The organism is Metabacillus flavus (assembly GCF_018283675.1).
Classification (GTDB): Bacteria; Bacillota; Bacilli; order Bacillales; family Bacillaceae; genus Metabacillus_B; species Metabacillus_B flavus.
Genome location: NZ_JAGVRK010000001.1, coordinates 2787910 through 2805872 on the forward strand (window position 1 = coordinate 2787910; position 17963 = coordinate 2805872).

Sequence of the window (17963 nt, forward strand, 5' to 3'; positions counted from 1 at the left end):
AGGTGTTAAAAACCAACTTCATTCTTATACATAGCCTTTAGTAAAAACTGTTTGCGTTTTAATTAGTGCTTTCTAAAAACAATTCTATTACAGGAATAGGGTCATTTGCCTAAAAAAGCCCCCAGAATCATCCCGGGGGCTTTTCGGCTGCGTACGCCAATGATTATGAATGGACTTTCATTTTCTTAAACTCTTCCGTCAGCATCGGAATGACTTCGAAAAGGTCTCCTACGATGCCGTAGTCAGCCACTTTAAAGATGTTTGCTTCCGGATCTTTGTTAATGGCGACAATAACCTTTGAGTTGGACATACCCGCTAAATGCTGGATTGCTCCGGATATTCCGCAGGCGATGTACAGATCAGGTGTGACCACTTTTCCTGTTTGCCCAATTTGAAGGGAGTAATCACAGTAATCAGCATCACATGCACCGCGGGATGCTCCAACCGCCCCGCCCAAAACATCAGCAAGCTCTTTCAGAGGATTAAACCCGTCAGTGCTTTTCACGCCTCTTCCTCCAGCAACAATCACTTTTGCCTCGGAAAGGTCTACTCCTTCTGTTGCTTTACGGATTACATCTTTCACAATTGTACGCAAATCTTTAATTTCTGCCGTAACGGAACGAACCTCTCCGCTTCTGGATTCGTCCTTTTCGAGCGGTGCAATGTTATTAGGACGAATGGAAGCAAAAATGATTCCTTCTGTTACAATTACTTTTTCGAAGGCTTTACCAGAGTAGATTGGACGGGTAAAGACGATATTGCCCCCTGCTTCTTCTACGCCTGTAGCATCTGATACTAAGCCAGTGTTTAGTCTAGCAGCGATTTTAGGTGATAAGTCTTTCCCTAGTGCTGTATGGCCAAACACCATTCCTTCCGGTTTTTCTTCCTCCACAACGGTCATTAGAGCTTGTGAGTACCCGTCAGGTGTGTAAGCAGCAAGCTTTTCATCTTCTACGGTTACAACACGGTCTGCTCCATATTGAATCATTTCTTCTGCAAGAGCTGAAACTTGGTCACCAATTAAGACGGCTACGATTTCTCCGCCTTCTGAAACAACTTTACCCGCTGCGATTGCCTCAAATGAAACATTACGCAATGATTGATCACGAACTTCTCCCAATACAAGCACTTTTCTTGCCATCGTCATTTCCCCCTATTTCTCCGAATTCCCGAGCATGCTAATCAATATCAAGCGTTTGATACGGCAATTATATGACTTTTGCTTCGTTTCTTAACAAGCTGACAAGCTCTTTCACCTGTGCATCCAATTCTCCCTGAAGGACTTTTCCCGCTTCCTTCTTGGCCGGCATATAAATTTCAATCGTTTTTGTTTTAGGCTCTACATCGTCTTCTTCCAAATCCAGGTCATCGAGTTCAAGCTCATCCAGCGGCTTTTTCTTCGCTTTCATGATTCCCGGCAGTGAAGGATAGCGAGGTTCATTCAGTCCTTGCTGAGCGGTGATAAGAAGCGGCAGAGAGGTTTCGATGATTTCTGAATCTCCTTCAACGTCTCTTGTAACCGTAGCTTTGCGGCCTTCGATTTCAAGTTTTGTGATCGTCGTGACATAAGGAATATCCAGAAGCTCTGCAAGACGGGGACCAACCTGTCCAGATCCGCCGTCAATCGCAACGTTTCCGCCAAGGATCAAGTCTGCCTCTTTATCTTTCAAAAACTCAGAAAGGATTTTTGCAGATGTAAATTGATCGCCGTTTTCAAGGTCATCTTCCGTATTGATTAAAACAGCTTTATCGCAGCCCATTGCAAGAGCGGTACGCAATTCTTTTTCTGCTTCTTCGCCGCCGATTGTGACAACTGTCACTTCTCCGCCTTCAGCATCCCTGATCTGAATGGCTTCTTCAATCGCATATTCATCATAAGGATTGATGATAAATTCGGCTCCATCCTCTTGAATTCTTCCGCTGCTGATGGAAATTTTCTCTTCCGTATCAAACGTGCGCTTCATGATTACAAAAATATTCATTTCTCCATCCCCCTGTTTCGCATATCATTCCGTTTTAGTTGTATACGCTTCCATTATATAGCCGGGGAATTCCCCCCGTCCAACTATTCCCCTTTAAATTGAGGAGTGCGTTTCTCAAGAAAAGCCTGTATTCCCTCTTTAGCATCCTGTTTATCAAAAACTTCTCCAAAAAGAACAGCTTCTCTTTCAATTCCGCTGTGGAAGTCTGCTGACTTTCTATAGCTTAGAAGCTCAAGAACCGCTTTAATGGTATTCGGACTCTTAGAAGCAATTTTTAAAGCGAGCTGTTTTGCTTCATGAAGGAGCATTTCATCCGGAACCGCATTGTTTGCAAGTCCAAGCTTCGCTGCTTCTGCCCCGCTGATCGGTTCGCTCGTCGCCATCATTTCCAGTGCTTTTGCCTGGCCGACATAGCGCGGCAGACGCTGTGTACCGCCAAAACCAGGCACTAGCCCAAGCTGCAGCTCCGGCAGGCCAAGCTTTGCATTTTCTGTCACTAAACGAATATGACAGGACATCGCAAGTTCAAGGCCGCCACCTAGTGCAGCCCCATGAATGGCTGCAATAACCGGTTTGCTGAAGCTTTCTATTCTTTCAAACAGCTGCTGTCCCTTTGCTGCAAGCCTGGAAAATTCCGCACCGGATTCCACAGTAGTGAACTCCTTAATATCGGCTCCCGCCGAAAAGAATTTTCCTTCTCCGTAAAGTAAAATAACACGGATGGAAGGATCATGTTCGGCTTCTTCTATGAATCCCCCTAATTCCTCAAGGACGTAGGAACCTAAGGCATTTGCAGGGGGATTATCAATTTTAACCGAAGCGACGAATTGTTCTTTTTGAATGGTTAAGTATCCCACTGGACATCCTCCTGAAAATGGTTTATTGATTGCTCCCAAAGCCTCGGACAATCATATGATGAACCTGTCCGGCAAGAGCCATCAGGTCATACTTTTCTTCATTCATTACCCATGTGGTTACAATTTCATCAATTGTACCGAAAATCATTTGCCTTGCAAGCCGCAGGTCCAGATCTTCCCTGAATTCGCCGGTGTCGATCCCTGTTTGAATAATTGAATCCAATACGTTCAGGTATCCTTTCAGCACTTCATTAATTCTCAGTCTTAGATCCTTATTGGACTGTCTCAGCTCAAGCTGGGTAACGATCGCGAGATGATGATCCTCCGAAAGAAGAGAAAAATGCTTTTCAATCAGAACATAAAGCTTTTCTGCAGCTTTTGTTCTTCCTGAGGTTTCTCCTTCGATTTTTTCAATAAAGAGACCCATTTTCTCCTGAAACAATGAAACGAGGATATCTTCTTTATTTTTGAAGTATAAATAAATGGTTCCATCTGCTACACCGGCTTGCTTGGCAATCTTTGAAACCTGTGCCTGATGATATCCATTCTCAGCAATGACAATCACTGCTGCATCAATAATTTGTTTGTATTTCGGTTTGTTTTGTTTCACTGGACTACCTTCCTTTATGAAATGAATGAATCATCATTCATATTTTCATCATAGTAAATCAGCCAGGATGTGTCAAGCGAAATCCATTATTTTAAAAGGGGAAATTTCCTGGCCGGAGAAATCCCCCTCTGCCTGGGTTAATTGGCGTTTTTCAGTTTTTCTTTTTCTTCATCAATAAGTGCTCTTCTTAATATTTTTCCAACGGCAGTCTTAGGGAGCTCGCTTCTGAATTCGTAAATTCTCGGAACCTTATATGCTGCCAAATGCTGTCGGGCAAAGACATTCAGTTCTTCCTCCGAAATCTTTACGCCTTCCTTAGGGACCACATATGCCTTAACGGTTTCTCCCCTGTAAGGATCAGGCACCCCGGCGACAACCACTTCCTGTATTTTATCATATTCATAGAGAATTTCTTCAACCTCACGCGGATAAATATTGTACCCCCCTGCAATGATCATATCCTTCTTTCGGTCTACCACATAGAAATACCCTTCTTCATCCATATACCCAATATCGCCTGTAAACAGCCATCCATCCTTCAAAACAGCCTCTGTTTCCTCCGGTTTTCCCCAGTAGCCCTTCATAACCTGAGGACCGCGGACGATCAGTTCCCCTTTTTCACCGGGCTCGGCCTGGCTTCCTGTTTCCTGGGATAAAATCATGGCGTCAGTATTCGGCCAGGGTACGCCGATACTGCCTTTCTTCCTTCTGCCCCATAGAAAGTTGGAATGGGTAACGGGGGATGCTTCTGACAGGCCATATCCTTCCACGAGCTTGCCTCCGGTTTCCTTTTCGAACCTTTCCTGTATTTCTACCGGGAGCGGTGCCGAACCGCTGATGCAGCTCTGTACAGACGATAAATCGTATTTTTTCAGATCAGGATGATTAAGCAGGGCAATATAGATGGTAGGTGCTCCTGGAAACAATGTAGGCTTTTCCTTATGAATGGTTTTCAGTGTATCCCCTGCATCAAATTTCGGAAGGAGAATCATATTATAGCCCTCTGTAACGGAAAGGTGCATAACTGCCGTCATTCCATACACGTGGAAAAATGGAAGCAGCCCGAGTACCTTTTCTTCTCCGCGGCGGCAATTGTACATCCAGGCCGAGCACATCACGGTATTCGCTGCTATATTTTTATGGGTAAGCATAACACCTTTCGGGAAACCGGTGGTTCCTCCTGTATATTGCAGCAGCGCGATATCTTCAACCGGATCCGTTTCAACCTTTGAGAACACAGCTTGAGATTCCTTTATAATCTTAGAAAATAAATGCGTCGTTCCACCATGGGAAACATCTACCTTAACTTTTGTCTGTTTGCGCTGAACGATCGGATACAAAAGATTTTTCGGAAATGGCAGGTAGTCTTGAATCTTTGTAACAATTACATGTTTTAACTTTGTTAACGCTTTCACTTTAGACACTCTCGGGAAAAGCAAATCCAGCGTTATGATGTATTCCGCCCCGCTATCGTTCAGCTGGTATTCGATTTCCCGTTCCGTATAGAGCGGATTCGTGGAGACGACTACTCCCCCTGCCATCAGTACACCGTAATAAGAAATGACCCCCTGAGGACAATTAGGCAGCATGATCGCTGCACGGTCGCCTTTTTTCAGCCCAAGACCTTGAAGATATCCTGCTAATTTTTTGGCTTCATTCAGCAAAACGGAGTAAGTGAGTGTTTTTCCAAGGAAACTGATCGCCTTTTTTTCCGGAAACTCCCCGGCCGTTTCTTCTAAATAGGTTTGAAGCGTTTTGGGCTCAAAGCTTAACGCCGGCGGAATTTCCGCGGGATACTGATCGAGCCATGGTCTGATTAAATCCATATCTATTACCCCCTTATGACTTTCGGCTTACGGCTTTATTATAACAGTATATTCAGATTTTTGAATAAATTATCTGATCCACCTAATTGCTCTTTCATAAGTAAGGGGGCTAGAATTTGCATAGGCTGTTTTAAAGCCGCGGTTGAATGCCCATCTCAATCCAATCCTCCTTAGCAGGCCCATAAATCCAAGCCGGCTTTAAACCCGCCTGGCGCATAAGAACGGTCGCTTGTCCGCGATGATGAACAATGTGTTTAATCAGCCCCATCAGAATCGAAGCATTTGATTCTTGTCTTCCAAAGGCTTCCTGCACTTGTTTGAGTGTTTCATCCTTCCATTGTCCCTGAATTACTCTGGCTGCCTCAGCACTTACATCCTTGAAGGCCGCTGCTATTTCCTGTGCAGACGATGGCACACTTTCCTCAGTTCCGATCCGGTCAATCTCCAGTCCGAACTCGGCTAAATAATCTGGAATATTCACCGTGAAATGCCAGACAATGCTTCCCAATGTACGCCCTTCTGGATACACTTGCTGTTTCAATGAATCATCTGTCAAACGATCCATTAGCTTTTGGGTTAATCCTGCTTCCTTTTTCCATTCAAAAATAAAATCTGCAACGGTTATATACATTCTCTGCTCCTCCTTGCATTTTGATTGATCTCTTCCTCTCCATTATAGAACACTCGTTTGTTTCATTCCATCTCCTGAAGACCATGGATGGGACAAAAAAAGGACTCTCGTATGAGAATCCTTTTTTCAATCGTATCAAGTCCAAAAAAATAGATAAATCAAACCAATTATCAAAAACAATCCGCAGACAGCCAGCAGCACTTTTGCTAAAGTCTCCATTTCATACCCCTTAAATGTTTGATCCAATGACGTAGGATAGCCCCACTGAGATGACCATTGAAATGAATCCTACTGCACGGTTGTCTTTTTCAATTTCTTCGTCAATCCGGAATTTTGGTGTTAAAAACTCATAAATAAAATAACCGAGCAGCATGAGGAAGAAGCCGTAGCAACCCCAGCCGATCATCTCAAAAAGCGAATTATGCTGTTCAATGGAAAAACGAAAGATATTGGCGATCCCGAAAATTTTGCCGCCGGTTGTCATGGCCACTGCAAGGTTTCCCTTTTGAATTTCATCCCAATTTTTATATTTGGTTACAAGTTCAAAGATACTCATGAACACGACCATACATAAAACAACAACACTGTAATAGGCAGCAGTCTGGACCAGTTCATTTTCCCAGAAAGGATTCATCTAGCCGTTTACCTCCCTTATTTGAGCTCAACGATGGTGACACCGCTGCCGCCTTCTCCGGCCTCTCCGAACCGTGTATTTTTCACACTGCGATGGTTTTTCAGGAGTTCCTGTACTCCTTTGCGCAATGCTCCGGTTCCTTTGCCGTGGATAATGGATACCCTCGGGTAGCCGGCCAGTACCGCATCATCCAGATATTTTTCTACTCTCGAAATTGCATTTTCAAAACGCTCTCCCCTTAAATCGAGTTCAAGGGAAACATGATAATCTTTCCCTTTTACCGTAGCAAGAGGTTTTTCAATAATAGGCTTTGGCCTGCTCATATATTGAAGATCGGATTCTTTCACTTTCATTTTTAAAATCCCGATTTGAACATGCCATTCCTTGCTTCCTGATTGCTCAAGCAGAATTCCTTTTTGCCCGAAGCTGAGTACCTTTACTTCGTCACCCGGCTTAAGGGAATGATCTTCTTTCGCTTTTTCCTGCTTCTTTTGTGGAGCTGACTTCGCGAAGACTGGCTGAGCCTCTTCCAAGCGTTTTTTTCGCATCAATCAGCTCGTGCTCTTTTATCGATCCATGCTGTTCCATCTGAAGCTTTCGGAGATGGCGGATAATTTCTTCTGCTTCCTTCTTGGCTTCATCCAGCTTTTCTGCCGCCTTTTGCTCTGCTTCCCCGAACAGTCTGTCGCGCTGCTCATTAAACTCCAGAATTTGCTTTTGGAGCTCTTTATGAAGATCTTCAGCGTCTTTGCGGAATTGTTCTGCTTCCGCTGTTTCTGCTTCCGCCTCTTTTTTACTTTCTTCAAGTGAAGCAATCATCGTGTCGACTTCATTGCTTTCTGCATTCATATTCGATTTTGCGTAGTCGATGACATGCTCGGACAGACCCAGTCTCCTTGAAATTTCAAAGGCGTTGCTTCGGCCTGGAACTCCGATCAGCAAGCGATAGGTCGGGCTCAATGTCTCAACATCAAACTCAACGCTCGCATTTACTACTCCCTCGCGATTGTAGCCGTAAGCTTTTAACTCAGGGTAGTGAGTTGTAGCGACTACAGTCGATCCCCTGCCGTATACTTCATCCAGGATGGAAATCGCAAGAGCTGCCCCTTCCTGCGGGTCTGTTCCCGCTCCAAGCTCATCAAAAAGGACGAGACTCTTTTCATCCGCTTTTTTCAAAATGTCTACGATATTCACCATATGGGAGGAAAAGGTACTCAAGCTTTGTTCGATAGATTGCTCGTCGCCTATATCCGCATAGACAGAATCGAAAACAGCCATCTCTGATCCATCGGCAGCCGGAACCTGCAGACCTGATTGAGCCATCAGCGTGCAAAGGCCAATCGTCTTAAGAGTTACAGTTTTTCCTCCTGTATTCGGTCCGGTAATAACGATTGTTGAATACGAGTCTCCGAGTACAATATCGTTTGCTACGACTTCATCTGAAGATAATAGCGGATGACGGGCTTTTATCATATTGATATAGCCTCTGTCATTCATAAGCGGGCGAGAAGCTTTAATTGCTTTTGCATACCTCGCTTTTGTAAACATAAAATCCAAGTCGGCCAATACTTCTACATTGGATAGAATAAAATCTGCTTCAACAGCAATCGCCTCTGACAGCTCCCGCAAAATTCGTTCAATCTCCTGCTTTTCTTTTACCTTTGCCTGCTGAAGTGAATTATTGATGTCAACAATCGCTTGCGGTTCAATAAACAGAGTCGCTCCGGATGATGACTGGTCATGGACAATTCCGCCGTATGATGAACGGTATTCCTGCTTAACGGGAATAACAAACCGGTCATTTCTAATGGTAATGATGGCATCAGAAAGCATTTTTTGAGCCGCAGAGGAACGAATCATGGATTCAAGCTTTTGACGGACGCGGGATTCAAGCGTTCTCAGCTGCTGCCGGAGCGAGCGAAGTAAATCACTTGCATGATCAAGGATATCTCCATTATCATCCACGCACTGATTGATTTTTTTCTCAAGCTCTGAGAGTGGCTCAATAAGACGGGCCTTTTCCTCTGAATAAGGAATGGTCAGGATTTCATCTTCAGCAAGATCCAAAATAAATTGCTTCATTTGTCTCCCTGCATAAAGAACGCCTGCGGTGCTCATACATTCATGCGCACTGAGCACTCCCCCTATTTTTGCCCTTTTCAGGCTCGCCCGAATATCGGTCAGGCCGCCAAATGGAGCATGGCCTCTAACCCTCAATATATCTGCTGCTTCAAACGTTTCCTGCTGCCGCTTCTCCGCTTCATTGAGATCCCTTGTCGGCAGCAGGGCCTCGGCTCTCTCTTTACCCAGTGATGAGGCAGCATGATAAGTCAGCTGCTGCCTGATTTTATGAAATTCTAAAACACGCAATCCTTTTTCCTGCAACTTGCAGACCTCCCAAATCTTCAGGAATCATGTCTGTTCAGAAATTGTTTAAGCTGATCCAGTTCCCAAGTATTTAAGACATTTTCCCCTTTTACATTTCCTTTTATCGCGGTTGAAATACCGATTGGCATATGTTCGAGCATGTCCAGGCTGTGCGCGTCCGTATTGATGACGAGCTTCACTCCAGCCTCCTGAGCTTTTTTCAAGTGCTCGGCACTTAGATCCAGTCTGTTTGGATTAGCGTTTAACTCGAGTGCTGTATCCGTCTCTTTTGCGAGCTGAATCAGCATATCGATATCCACATCATAGCCATCCCTTCTGCCGATCAGCCGGCCGGTCGGGTGGGCAATGATATCCACATGGAGGCTCGTTAAAGCTGTTTTAAGCCTTTCCATAATCTTTTCTCTTGGCTGTGAGAAGCTTGAATGAATGGACGCAATGACAATGTCCAGCTCCTGCAGCATCTCATCATCGTAATCCAGTGTCCCGTCAGGCAGAATATCCATTTCCACTCCAGCGAGAATGGTAAAATCGTTGAATTTCTCATTGAGGCGGTCAATTTCTTTTCGCTGCTCTCTCAGTCTTTCAGGTGTCAGACCGTTTGCCACTTTTAAATACTGGGAATGATCGGTTATGGCCATATACTTGTAGCCTTTTGCTCGGCACGCATTGGCCATTTCTTCTATTGTAAAGGCACCATCGCTGTATGTGGAGTGCATGTGAAGGTCAGCAATGATTTGATCGTTTGAGACTAGCTCATCCACATTGACCCGTTCCTCCACTTCTTTCCCGTCCTCTCTCAGCTCGGGCGGGATAAATGGCAAACCAAAGCGGGCGAAAAATTCAGCCTCATCTTTAAAGGTCTCAATTTGGCCGGTTTCTAAATCCTCTACCCCATATTCACTGATTTTTTTCCCCTGCTCCTTGGCAAGCTGGCGCATGCGGACATTATGATCCTTCGATCCGGTAAAATGGTGCAGGGTTGATGCAAACTCCTCATCCTTTACAATCCGGAAATCTGCACTGACGGCAAAATCATACATGAGTTCTACCGAAACCTTCGTATCGCCGCCTGCAATCACATCACCTTTGTGCGGGATTTTCATAAGGTAGTCCCTGACCTTTTCAGGTTCAGAAGCTGAAATGATAAAATCGAGATCTTTCACGGTTTCAGCCATTCTTCTGATAGATCCAGCTTTAGAATACCTGATAATATCAGGGCATTCAGCTAAATAGGCTTCAATATCGCTTGCAATCGGGAGCATAAAAGCAAGAGGCAGACGTTCCGGTCTCTTTCCTATATCTTCAACTGCAGCAAGAATCTTTTCTTCTGTTTTTATGCCAAATCCGGCCAGTCCTTGTATTTTATGCTCAATGCAGGCTTTTTTCAACGATTCAACACCGTCAACGCCTAATTCCTTATACAGCTTGGCAATTTTTTTCCCGCCAAGTCCAGGAAGCTTTAGTAAAGGGATTAAGCCCTCGGGAACTTCTTTTTTCAGTTGGGCCAAAGCCTCAGACTCTCCTGTTTGCAAAAATTCCTGTATGACTGCTGCCGTTCCTTTACCAATTCCCTGCAGCTTCGTGAAATCCTCAATGGAGCTTAAGCTTCTTTCATCCTGCTCCAGTGCATTGGCTGCTTTTCGAAACGCTGAAATTTTAAATGGGTTTTCTCCTTTAAGTTCCATATAAATAGCAATCGTTTCAAGAAGCTTAATGACGTCCTTTTTATGTATAGCCACACAGCATCACCTCTTCATTTATCGTAAACATGGGAAAAAACCCCTCGTCATGAGAAGTTTAAGACTTGCCGGTATATTGAATCCACAGTTCATTCACCTTATCGGAAAAGTATGGTGTATGATGGACAATTGTATTCGTTAATGCAGAATTCTTCATAGCATTCTGAACATTTTCCATTGGAAGCAGACCTCCGATGAAAAGAAGGATAAACACGATGAGATAAACTTCTGCAAAACCAAGAATGGCCCCGCCCCAGCGGTTAAGCTGCTTGATAACCGGAAGCATAGCTATGAAATCGAGCATGGATCCAATGATTTGCGTAACAATTTTTGTACCGAAAAATAAAATAGCAAACGCTATTGCCCGGTAATAGGCTTCCTCCAGCTGCCCGCCAGTAAAAAATGAGATGGCAGCCTGTCCTTCTCCCATTGATGGATAAGGAATCCACAATTCGAGTTTAGGAGCTAAATCATCACAATATAAATATGCTACAATGTAAGCAATGATAAATCCGGTAAGATGGACAAGCTGCATGATAAAGCCGCGCCTCAAACCGGTAAGTATTCCAAATAGCAGTAAGACTGCCAGGATCAGATCAAGCATACTTTCATTCAATCCTTTTCTGAAAGCTTTCTTTCCAGAAGCTCGCATTCTTCTTTTAATTTTAAGTATTCGTGTACGACATTCACCGCTGTCAAAACGGCCAATTTGTTAATATCAAGAGAAGGGTTATGACTGTTCATTTCGCGCATTTTGTCGTCTACAATGGATGCGACAAGGCGCATATGGCTTGTGCTTTCCGTTCCTATGATGGAATATTGCTGACCATATATATCAACATTCGTTTTAGTCTTTGAACGATTCGACAACGTACATCCTCCATTCCTCGGAATCCTAATCTTTATCATAACACGTTTATTTCCAATATGGGAAGCAGTGTGAAGCTTGATCCGGGCGAAAATCCGTAATTTACCAAGGAAGGAAGAATCCTTTTGTCCCATTCCGTCATTCAGGCAAATCAAGAGCTGCTCATGAAAGCAGCAAATTATTACCAAAACAGCGCGGCTGTGAAACTCCCCCTGGTGCCGTTTTTTCAGCCAAAATTGAGGGCTGCACCATTACCGGCTATAAATCCGGTAAAATTCTTTTCCAGGGCAAGCTTGCCGAATCGGAAGCTCAGCGCTGGGGTATAGCGGGGACAGGGTCTAAACCGAAGTCAGCGGCCAAAACCGTTAACGGCTTTGCTCCGCCTCCAAATATCGCATCCCTCTCTGCTATTGGTTCCGACGAGGTTGGAACAGGCGACTTTTTTGGTCCGATTACCGTTGTAGCTGCATATGTAAGCAAGGAAAATATCCCGCTCATTAAAGAAATGGGAGCTCGTGATTCCAAAGGTCTTAAGGATCCGCAAATCATTGAAATTGCGAAAAACCTTATTCATGCTGTGCCGTACAGCTTGCTAGTTTTGAAAAATGAAAAATACAACGAGCTTCAAGGAAAGGGCATGACACAGGGAAAAATGAAAGCATGGCTCCATAACCAGGCGATCCGGCATTTGCTTGACAAAATCAGTCCCGAAGAGCCTGAAGCAATTCTGATTGATCAGTTTGTGGATCCAAATATTTATTACAGCCACCTGAAGGGCCAGACCTTTTCAAAGAAAAACACCTATTTCAGTACGAAAGCGGAAGGAATTCACCTTGCCGTAGCTGCCGCTTCCATTATTGCACGCTACTCCTTTGTAAAAGAGTTCGAAAAGCTTTCTAAGAAAGCGGGGATGACTCTTCCAAAAGGTGCCGGCAAACAAGTGGATGAAGCAGCCGCAAAATTTATTTTGAAAAATGGGGAACAGGATCTTGGCCAGTATACCAAATCACATTTTGCCAATACCCAGAAAGCCCTTGCAATTGCAAGCCGCAAACGCGATTAACTGATTGTCTCCGCCTCCTTCCCGGCGGGTTTTTTTATGCCTCGACAAGCTGTTTGTAATAAATGACCGTGGAGTGCAGGCTTCCGTCCGCAGATTTTGCATAAGCGGGGATAATTCCCGCAGCCGTATATCCCATTGAGACATACAAATTGTTTGACGGAGCACCTTCTCTTGTATCAAGAACGAGTAGACTCCTGTGTTCTTCCCCCGCTCGCTGCTCTGCTTTTTCCATCAGCAGACGGGCAATCCCCCTTTTACGGTAGTTCGGATGAGTCATCAGTTTTGCGATTTCAGCCCTGTGCAGACCATTTTGTTTAAGGGAAAGATGCAATTGGACACTTCCGGCAATCACGCCATTTATCTCAACGGTAAATAGAATTACCCCTTTTGAGGGCAGACTTTTCCAGTATTCAGCTGCCGCTGCCAGTGGCATAGGCGGCATAAATCCTACGGCGGATCCTTCCTCTACCACGAGCTTTAACAGATTTGAAAGTCCGTCCATATGATGTTCTTCTATATTGATTTCCTTTGCTATCAGTTCGTTTATACTCATGCTAATCCCCTTCCGGATGATCAAGTTGGCTTGATTGTAAGAGAAAACAGCAGATTTGTCACTGTTTTTATGAATTGGGCTAATTTAAAGCATGGCGTTGATTTTTAACACCTGTTGATTGGAGCGGCTCGCCTGCAGCGGAAATTAAAAGACAAGTTTAAAAGCGCGATAAATTAATATAAAAGAAAACCGCCTTCATAAAGAAGGCGGCATCTAAATTATCCTCTTAATGCTGCTCCAAATTTCTCCGATACCGCATTTAGAACTTTTTCGTGTGTTTTGGTTACTTCTTCGTCTGTCAGTGTCCGTTCAGGATCCAGGTACAGGATGGAGAACGCGACTGACTTTTTCCCTTCTTCCATCCGTTCGCCTTCATATAAATCGAAGATGACGGCTTCCTTCAGAAGGGTACCGCCAGCTGCTTTAATGACAGACAGCATCTCTCCTGCTGGCACTTCCTTGTCTACAACTAACGCTATATCGCGTGTAATGGAAGGGTACCTCGGAATAACCGTATATTGAATTTCACCGATTTCCTGTTCCAACAGGTCTTCAAGCATCAGCTCAAATACATAGGTTTCAGAAAGGTCCATTTCTTTCTGAATTGAAGGGTGAAGCTGACCGACAGCGCCTGCCAGTACACCGTTGATATACAATTCCGCAGTGCGTCCCGGATGAAGTCCGTCTCTTGATGCCGCCTTGTATTCAACCTGCTCTAATAGTCCAAGCTCAGAGAATAAACCATCTAGAATTCCTTTTACTACGAAGAAATCAAGAGGTTTCCTTTCTCCCTGCCATTGATGCTGCTCCCATAGGCCTGTAATCGCTCCAGCCAGGTGCTCCTTCTCCACAGGCTGCTCATCCTTCCCCTTTGTAAGGAAAACAGAGCCTGTTTCAAAAACGGATGCCTGATCCATTTGCCGCGATAAATTATGATTCAGCACTTCCAGCAGATGCGGAAGCAGGCTTTGCCTTAGAACGCTGCGATCCTCGCTCATCGGCAGAGAAAGACGCGTTATTTCCGTTTCCTTCAAGGCGAACTGAATCGCTTTTTCCTTGCTGGTTAAAGAGTAGGTGATCGCCTGCAGAAGACCTGCACCCTCAAGGTATTTGCGCACCTTTCTCCGTTTCGCCTGATACTCGGTCAATTTTCCGGGAGTTGATCGGAATAGCGGCAGAGTGGAAGGGATATTATCATAGCCGTAAAGCCTGGCAACTTCTTCAACGATATCCTCTTCAAGAGTAATATCACCGCGTCTCGTCGGTACGGTTACAGCAAGCTCTTCTTCATGAGCTTCAACAGCAAAACCAAGCCTTGCCAAAATGGATTTAATTTCCTCTTCGGAAATGCTCATTCCCAGAACGGAATTGATTTTTTCTTCGGAGATTAAAATAGTTTTAGGCTCTGGGGCGTGATGCTTCACTTCCGCAAATCCTTCTGCTGCTTCTCCGCCTGCATATTGCACCAAGAGCTGAACGGCACGTCGTGCAGCGTCGATTACTCGTTCAGGTGCTACCCCTTTTTCAAAGCGTGCACTTGCTTCACTGCGGAGTCCGTGGTCCTTTGAAGCTCTGCGAACCGTTTGTCCGTCAAAATAAGCGGACTCAAGGAGGACGTTTACAGTATCTTCTTTAACTTCTGAATCAGCACCGCCCATAACCCCTGCAAGAGCTACCGGAACTTTGCCGTTCGTTATGACAAGCTGATCTTCTTTCAGTTGCCGTTCCTTATCATCAAGGGTCAGCAATTTTTCGCCTTTTTTTGCCATTCGAATGACCACTTCTTTTGAACCAAAACGGTCATAATCGAAAGCATGAAGCGGCTGGCCGTATTCAATCAGGACGTAATTCGTAATATCGACGACGTTATTGTGCGGACGAATTCCGGCTGCCATCAGACGGGTTTGCATCCATAGCGGAGACGGAGCTACGGTGACATTTCGCACAACTGCAGCAGTATAATGAGGATTTTCCTGCTTCGCCTCAATGTTGACTGAAATATAATCAGAAGTTTTTTCTCCTTCTGTTTCATAAGATATCTCAGGCAATTTAACTTCTCTGTTCAGGATGGCTGCTACTTCATACGCCACACCAAGCATACTAAGGGCATCAGAACGGTTTGGAGTCAGACCTAATTCCAGAACTTCATCATCGAGGTTCAGCTGCTGGAGTGCATCTGCTCCCGGCTGAACATCTCCCGGGAATACAAAAATGCCTTCTGCGTATTCTTTAGGAACAAGCTTGCCTTCAATTCCAAGCTCCTGCAAGGAACAAATCATCCCGTTTGATTCTTCACCTCGAAGCTTCGCCTTTTTAATTTTAAAATTACCCGGCAGAACCGCACCGACTGTTGCAACCGCTACTTTTTGGCCTTGATCGACATTTGGAGCCCCGCAAATGATTTGAACGGGTTCATCCTGGCCGATATCCACTAAGCACTTATTTAATTTATCTGCATTCGGATGCTGCTCTCTCTCAAGAACGTGTCCAACGACAACCCCGCTGATTCCTTGATTCAGAACCTCTACACCCTCAACCTCAATCCCGCTCCGGGTGATTTTTTCCGCGAGTTCCTCTGCAGTAATCCCGCTTAAGTCCACGTAGTCCTTAAGCCATTTATAGGAAACGAACATGTATATCCCTCCTGTTACGCTCTTTTGAATTGTTTAAGAAAACGAAGATCATTTGTATAGAAATGACGGATATCATCAATTCCGTACTTCAGCATAGCAATCCGCTCAGGTCCCATACCGAAAGCAAATCCCTGATATTTTTTCGAATCGAATCCTGCCATTTCAAGCACGTTCGGATGAACCATTCCCGCTCCGAGAATTTCAATCCAGCCGGTTTTTTTGCAGACACTGCAGCCTTTTCCGCCGCAGTTAAAACAGGAGACATCTACTTCTACAGAAGGCTCTGTAAACGGGAAGAAGCTTGGACGAAGACGAATTTCGCGGTCATCGCCGAACATCTTTTTCGCAAATACTTCAAGCGTTCCTTTTAAATCGCTCATGCTTACCTTTTTATCAATGACAAGACCTTCGATTTGAGTAAACTGATGGGAGTGTGTCGCATCATCATCGTCACGGCGGTAAACTTTACCCGGACAAATAATTTTCACAGGACCTTTTCCTGCATACTTCTTCATCGTTCTGGCCTGAACAGGAGAAGTGTGGGTACGGAGCAAAATTTCATCTGTAATGTAAAAGGAGTCCTGCATATCGCGTGCCGGATGACCTTTTGGAAGGTTTAAGGCTTCAAAGTTGAAGTAATCAATTTCCACTTCAGGTCCTTCCTCAATGGAATAGCCCATTCCAAGGAACAGATCTTCAATTTCTTCTACAACCGCTGTAATCGGATGACGGTTGCCTGTTTTGACCGGACGTCCTGGAAGAGTGACGTCAATCGTTTCGGCAGCAAGCTTCTTCTCTACCTCCGCTTTTTCCAGACGGTCTTGCTTTTCGGTAATCTTTGTTGCAATGGCTTCGCGAACTTCATTCGCCAGCGCTCCCATTTTCGGGCGTTCTTCAGCGGAAAGCTTTCCCATCCCTCTTAACGCTTCCGTAATCGGCCCTTTTTTTCCGAGGTAGGCAACACGGATGTCATTTAAGCTTTTCAGACCATCTGCCTCTTCAATCTTTTGAAGTGCTTCTTGCTGCAATTGTTTTAATTGCTCCTGCATGGAAATCCTCCTTTTATACGGCTGTTTGGAAAATAAAAAAACCTCGCCCCTGGTAAAGGGGCGAGGTTTGAATTCGCGGTACCACCCTTGTTCAAGACTTTTGCGGATAGCAAAAAAGTCTGTCGCTTTGGAACGGATAACGGTTATTAACCGGGGCACCTTTACGTATATATACGGTCCTGGTGCCGGCTACGGAGGTGAATTCATTTGCGCCAGCTCAAAAAATGCTTCCAGTCTAAGGCATTTTATCCCTGATTGGCTGATCCTTGCAAACTACTGCTCTCCATCAACGCCGATTCTGATATTTTATTTTACAACCTGAATAGCTTTATTATAGTGAAAACAAGTCTGATTCGCAACCTTATCCGCGTAAATGGTACAGAAGAATACCGGCTGCAATGGCGACATTTAAGGATTCTGCATTGCCGTGAATGGGGATGTACAGGTTTTGATCGGTTTCGGCGAGATGTTCAGCCGACACGCCCTTCCCTTCATTTCCAAGCATTAAGGCAAAAGCGGGCTGAGATTGAATTTCTTTAAAAGGCAAAGCATTCTCTAAGGCTGTACCGTAAACAGGAATGGATTGGCTTTTAAGGATTTCTGTCCATTCACGGATACTGCCTCTTACGACAGGGATATGAAAAATAGATCCCTGGCTTGACCGAAGGGTTTTTGCATTGTAGGCATCTACCGTACCCTCACCGAGTATTACCGCGTCAATGCCTGCCGCATCCGCTGTACGAATAATCGTCCCAAGATTTCCGGGATCTTGTACGGCATCGAGAAGCAGAACTTTTTTCCACTGCTGTTCATTTTTATATTCCTGCAGGCGGTATACGGCAAATACGCCCTGAGAAGTTTCTGTTTCAGCCAGTGCTTTTAGAATATCATCTGTTACTAAATACAAGTTCACTTCATCTAAATCCCAGTTATTGGGGATAGCTGTGTTTTCTCCGAAAATGATTTCAGATATATGCTGCTTGTTCTTTAAGGCCTCTTCTACGAGATGATAGCCTTCCACGAGAAAGGTTCCGCTCTTCTCGCGTTCTTTTCTTGTATGTAATTTACGCCATTGTTTTACTCTTGGGTTCTGGGCGGATTCAATTCTCTTCAATTGTTCAAACTCCTTT

The 17963-nt window shown here is 44.6% G+C and carries 14 protein-coding genes and 2 pseudogenes; 1 reads left to right on the forward strand and 15 read right to left on the reverse strand.

Annotation, left to right across the window (positions count from 1 at the left end):
• Nucleotides 1-163: 163 nt before the first annotated feature.
• The 11 genes and pseudogenes from J9317_RS14300 to zapA all read right to left on the reverse strand — a co-directional run bounded on the left by J9317_RS14300 (nt 164) and on the right by zapA (nt 11537).
• Complete coding sequence (locus J9317_RS14300) at nt 164-1141, reverse strand: electron transfer flavoprotein subunit alpha/FixB family protein (protein ID WP_211559690.1); 978 nt, start codon at nt 1139-1141, stop codon at nt 164-166.
• Between the two features lie 67 nt (nt 1142-1208).
• Nucleotides 1209-1982 (reverse strand): electron transfer flavoprotein subunit beta/FixA family protein, encoded by a 774-nt coding sequence (locus tag J9317_RS14305; RefSeq protein WP_211559692.1) that lies wholly within the window; start codon nt 1980-1982, stop codon nt 1209-1211.
• 83 nt (nt 1983-2065) lie between these two features.
• A complete protein-coding gene (locus J9317_RS14310; protein ID WP_211559694.1) occupies nt 2066-2839 on the reverse strand; it encodes an enoyl-CoA hydratase in 774 nt (257 codons plus the stop codon).
• 22 nt (nt 2840-2861) lie between these two features.
• Nucleotides 2862-3449, reverse strand: coding sequence for a fatty acid metabolism transcriptional regulator FadR (gene fadR, locus J9317_RS14315; RefSeq protein WP_211559696.1), 588 nt, complete (start codon nt 3447-3449; stop codon nt 2862-2864).
• Between the two features lie 137 nt (nt 3450-3586).
• Nucleotides 3587-5275: an AMP-binding protein gene (locus J9317_RS14320; protein WP_211559698.1), complete on the reverse strand. Its 1689-nt coding sequence runs from the start codon at nt 5273-5275 to the stop codon at nt 3587-3589.
• Between the two features lie 130 nt (nt 5276-5405).
• Complete coding sequence (locus tag J9317_RS14325; RefSeq protein ID WP_211559700.1) at nt 5406-5906, reverse strand: DinB family protein; 501 nt, start codon at nt 5904-5906, stop codon at nt 5406-5408.
• Nucleotides 5907-6135: 229 nt separating this feature from the next.
• Entirely contained in the window at nt 6136-6540 is a 405-nt protein-coding gene (locus tag J9317_RS14330) for a DUF350 domain-containing protein (RefSeq protein ID WP_211559702.1), read from the reverse strand.
• Nucleotides 6541-6557: 17 nt separating this feature from the next.
• Nucleotides 6558-8925, reverse strand: a pseudogene (locus tag J9317_RS14335) (endonuclease MutS2).
• A 20-nt stretch (nt 8926-8945) separates the two neighbouring features.
• The gene (polX, locus tag J9317_RS14340; RefSeq protein ID WP_431190709.1) at nt 8946-10661 is read right to left on the reverse strand and encodes a DNA polymerase/3'-5' exonuclease PolX; all 1716 of its coding nucleotides are present in this window, start codon (nt 10659-10661) and stop codon (nt 8946-8948) included.
• 64 nt (nt 10662-10725) lie between these two features.
• Nucleotides 10726-11271, reverse strand: a complete 546-nt coding sequence (locus tag J9317_RS14345; protein WP_211559706.1) for a CvpA family protein — start codon at nt 11269-11271, stop codon at nt 10726-10728.
• A gap of 8 nt (nt 11272-11279) precedes the next feature.
• Complete coding sequence (zapA, locus tag J9317_RS14350; protein WP_035410884.1) at nt 11280-11537, reverse strand: cell division protein ZapA; 258 nt, start codon at nt 11535-11537, stop codon at nt 11280-11282.
• Between the two features lie 123 nt (nt 11538-11660).
• On the opposite strand from zapA, the pseudogene rnhC reads away from it, so the two are divergent.
• Nucleotides 11661-12598 (forward strand): annotated as a pseudogene (gene rnhC / locus J9317_RS14355) (ribonuclease HIII).
• Nucleotides 12599-12632: 34 nt separating this feature from the next.
• Here the strand turns inward: rnhC and J9317_RS14360 are convergent.
• The 4 genes from J9317_RS14360 to J9317_RS14375 form a co-directional block, all read right to left on the reverse strand.
• Nucleotides 12633-13145, reverse strand: a complete 513-nt coding sequence (locus J9317_RS14360; protein WP_211562410.1) for a GNAT family N-acetyltransferase — start codon at nt 13143-13145, stop codon at nt 12633-12635.
• Nucleotides 13146-13369: 224 nt separating this feature from the next.
• A complete protein-coding gene (pheT, locus tag J9317_RS14365) occupies nt 13370-15784 on the reverse strand; it encodes a phenylalanine--tRNA ligase subunit beta (protein WP_211559708.1) in 2415 nt (804 codons plus the stop codon).
• 14 nt (nt 15785-15798) lie between these two features.
• On the reverse strand, nt 15799-16833 hold the full coding sequence (pheS, locus tag J9317_RS14370) for a phenylalanine--tRNA ligase subunit alpha (RefSeq protein WP_211559710.1): 1035 nt from the start codon (nt 16831-16833) through the stop codon (nt 15799-15801).
• A gap of 361 nt (nt 16834-17194) precedes the next feature.
• Nucleotides 17195-17947 carry a TrmH family RNA methyltransferase gene (locus J9317_RS14375; protein WP_211559712.1) on the reverse strand — a complete coding sequence of 251 codons (753 nt, stop codon included), beginning with the start codon at nt 17945-17947 and terminating at the stop codon, nt 17195-17197.
• Nucleotides 17948-17963 lie beyond the last annotated feature (16 nt).

Bases quoted from the DNA above. Each gene is read 5' to 3' on its own strand.
- J9317_RS14300 (WP_211559690.1), bottom strand. From the start codon at position 1,141: ATGGCAAGAAAAGTGCTTGTATTGGGAGAAGTTCGTGATCAATCATTG.
- J9317_RS14305 (WP_211559692.1), bottom strand. From the start codon at position 1,982: ATGAATATTTTTGTAATCATGAAGCGCACGTTTGATACGGAAGAGAAA.
- J9317_RS14320 (WP_211559698.1), bottom strand. From the start codon at position 5,275: ATGGATTTAATCAGACCATGGCTCGATCAGTATCCCGCGGAAATTCCG.
- J9317_RS14325 (WP_211559700.1), bottom strand. From the start codon at position 5,906: ATGTATATAACCGTTGCAGATTTTATTTTTGAATGGAAAAAGGAAGCA.
- J9317_RS14330 (WP_211559702.1), bottom strand. From the start codon at position 6,540: ATGAATCCTTTCTGGGAAAATGAACTGGTCCAGACTGCTGCCTATTAC.
- J9317_RS14345 (WP_211559706.1), bottom strand. From the start codon at position 11,271: ATGCTTGATCTGATCCTGGCAGTCTTACTGCTATTTGGAATACTTACC.
- pheT (WP_211559708.1), bottom strand. From the start codon at position 15,784: ATGTTCGTTTCCTATAAATGGCTTAAGGACTACGTGGACTTAAGCGGG.
- pheS (WP_211559710.1), bottom strand. From the start codon at position 16,833: ATGCAGGAGCAATTAAAACAATTGCAGCAAGAAGCACTTCAAAAGATT.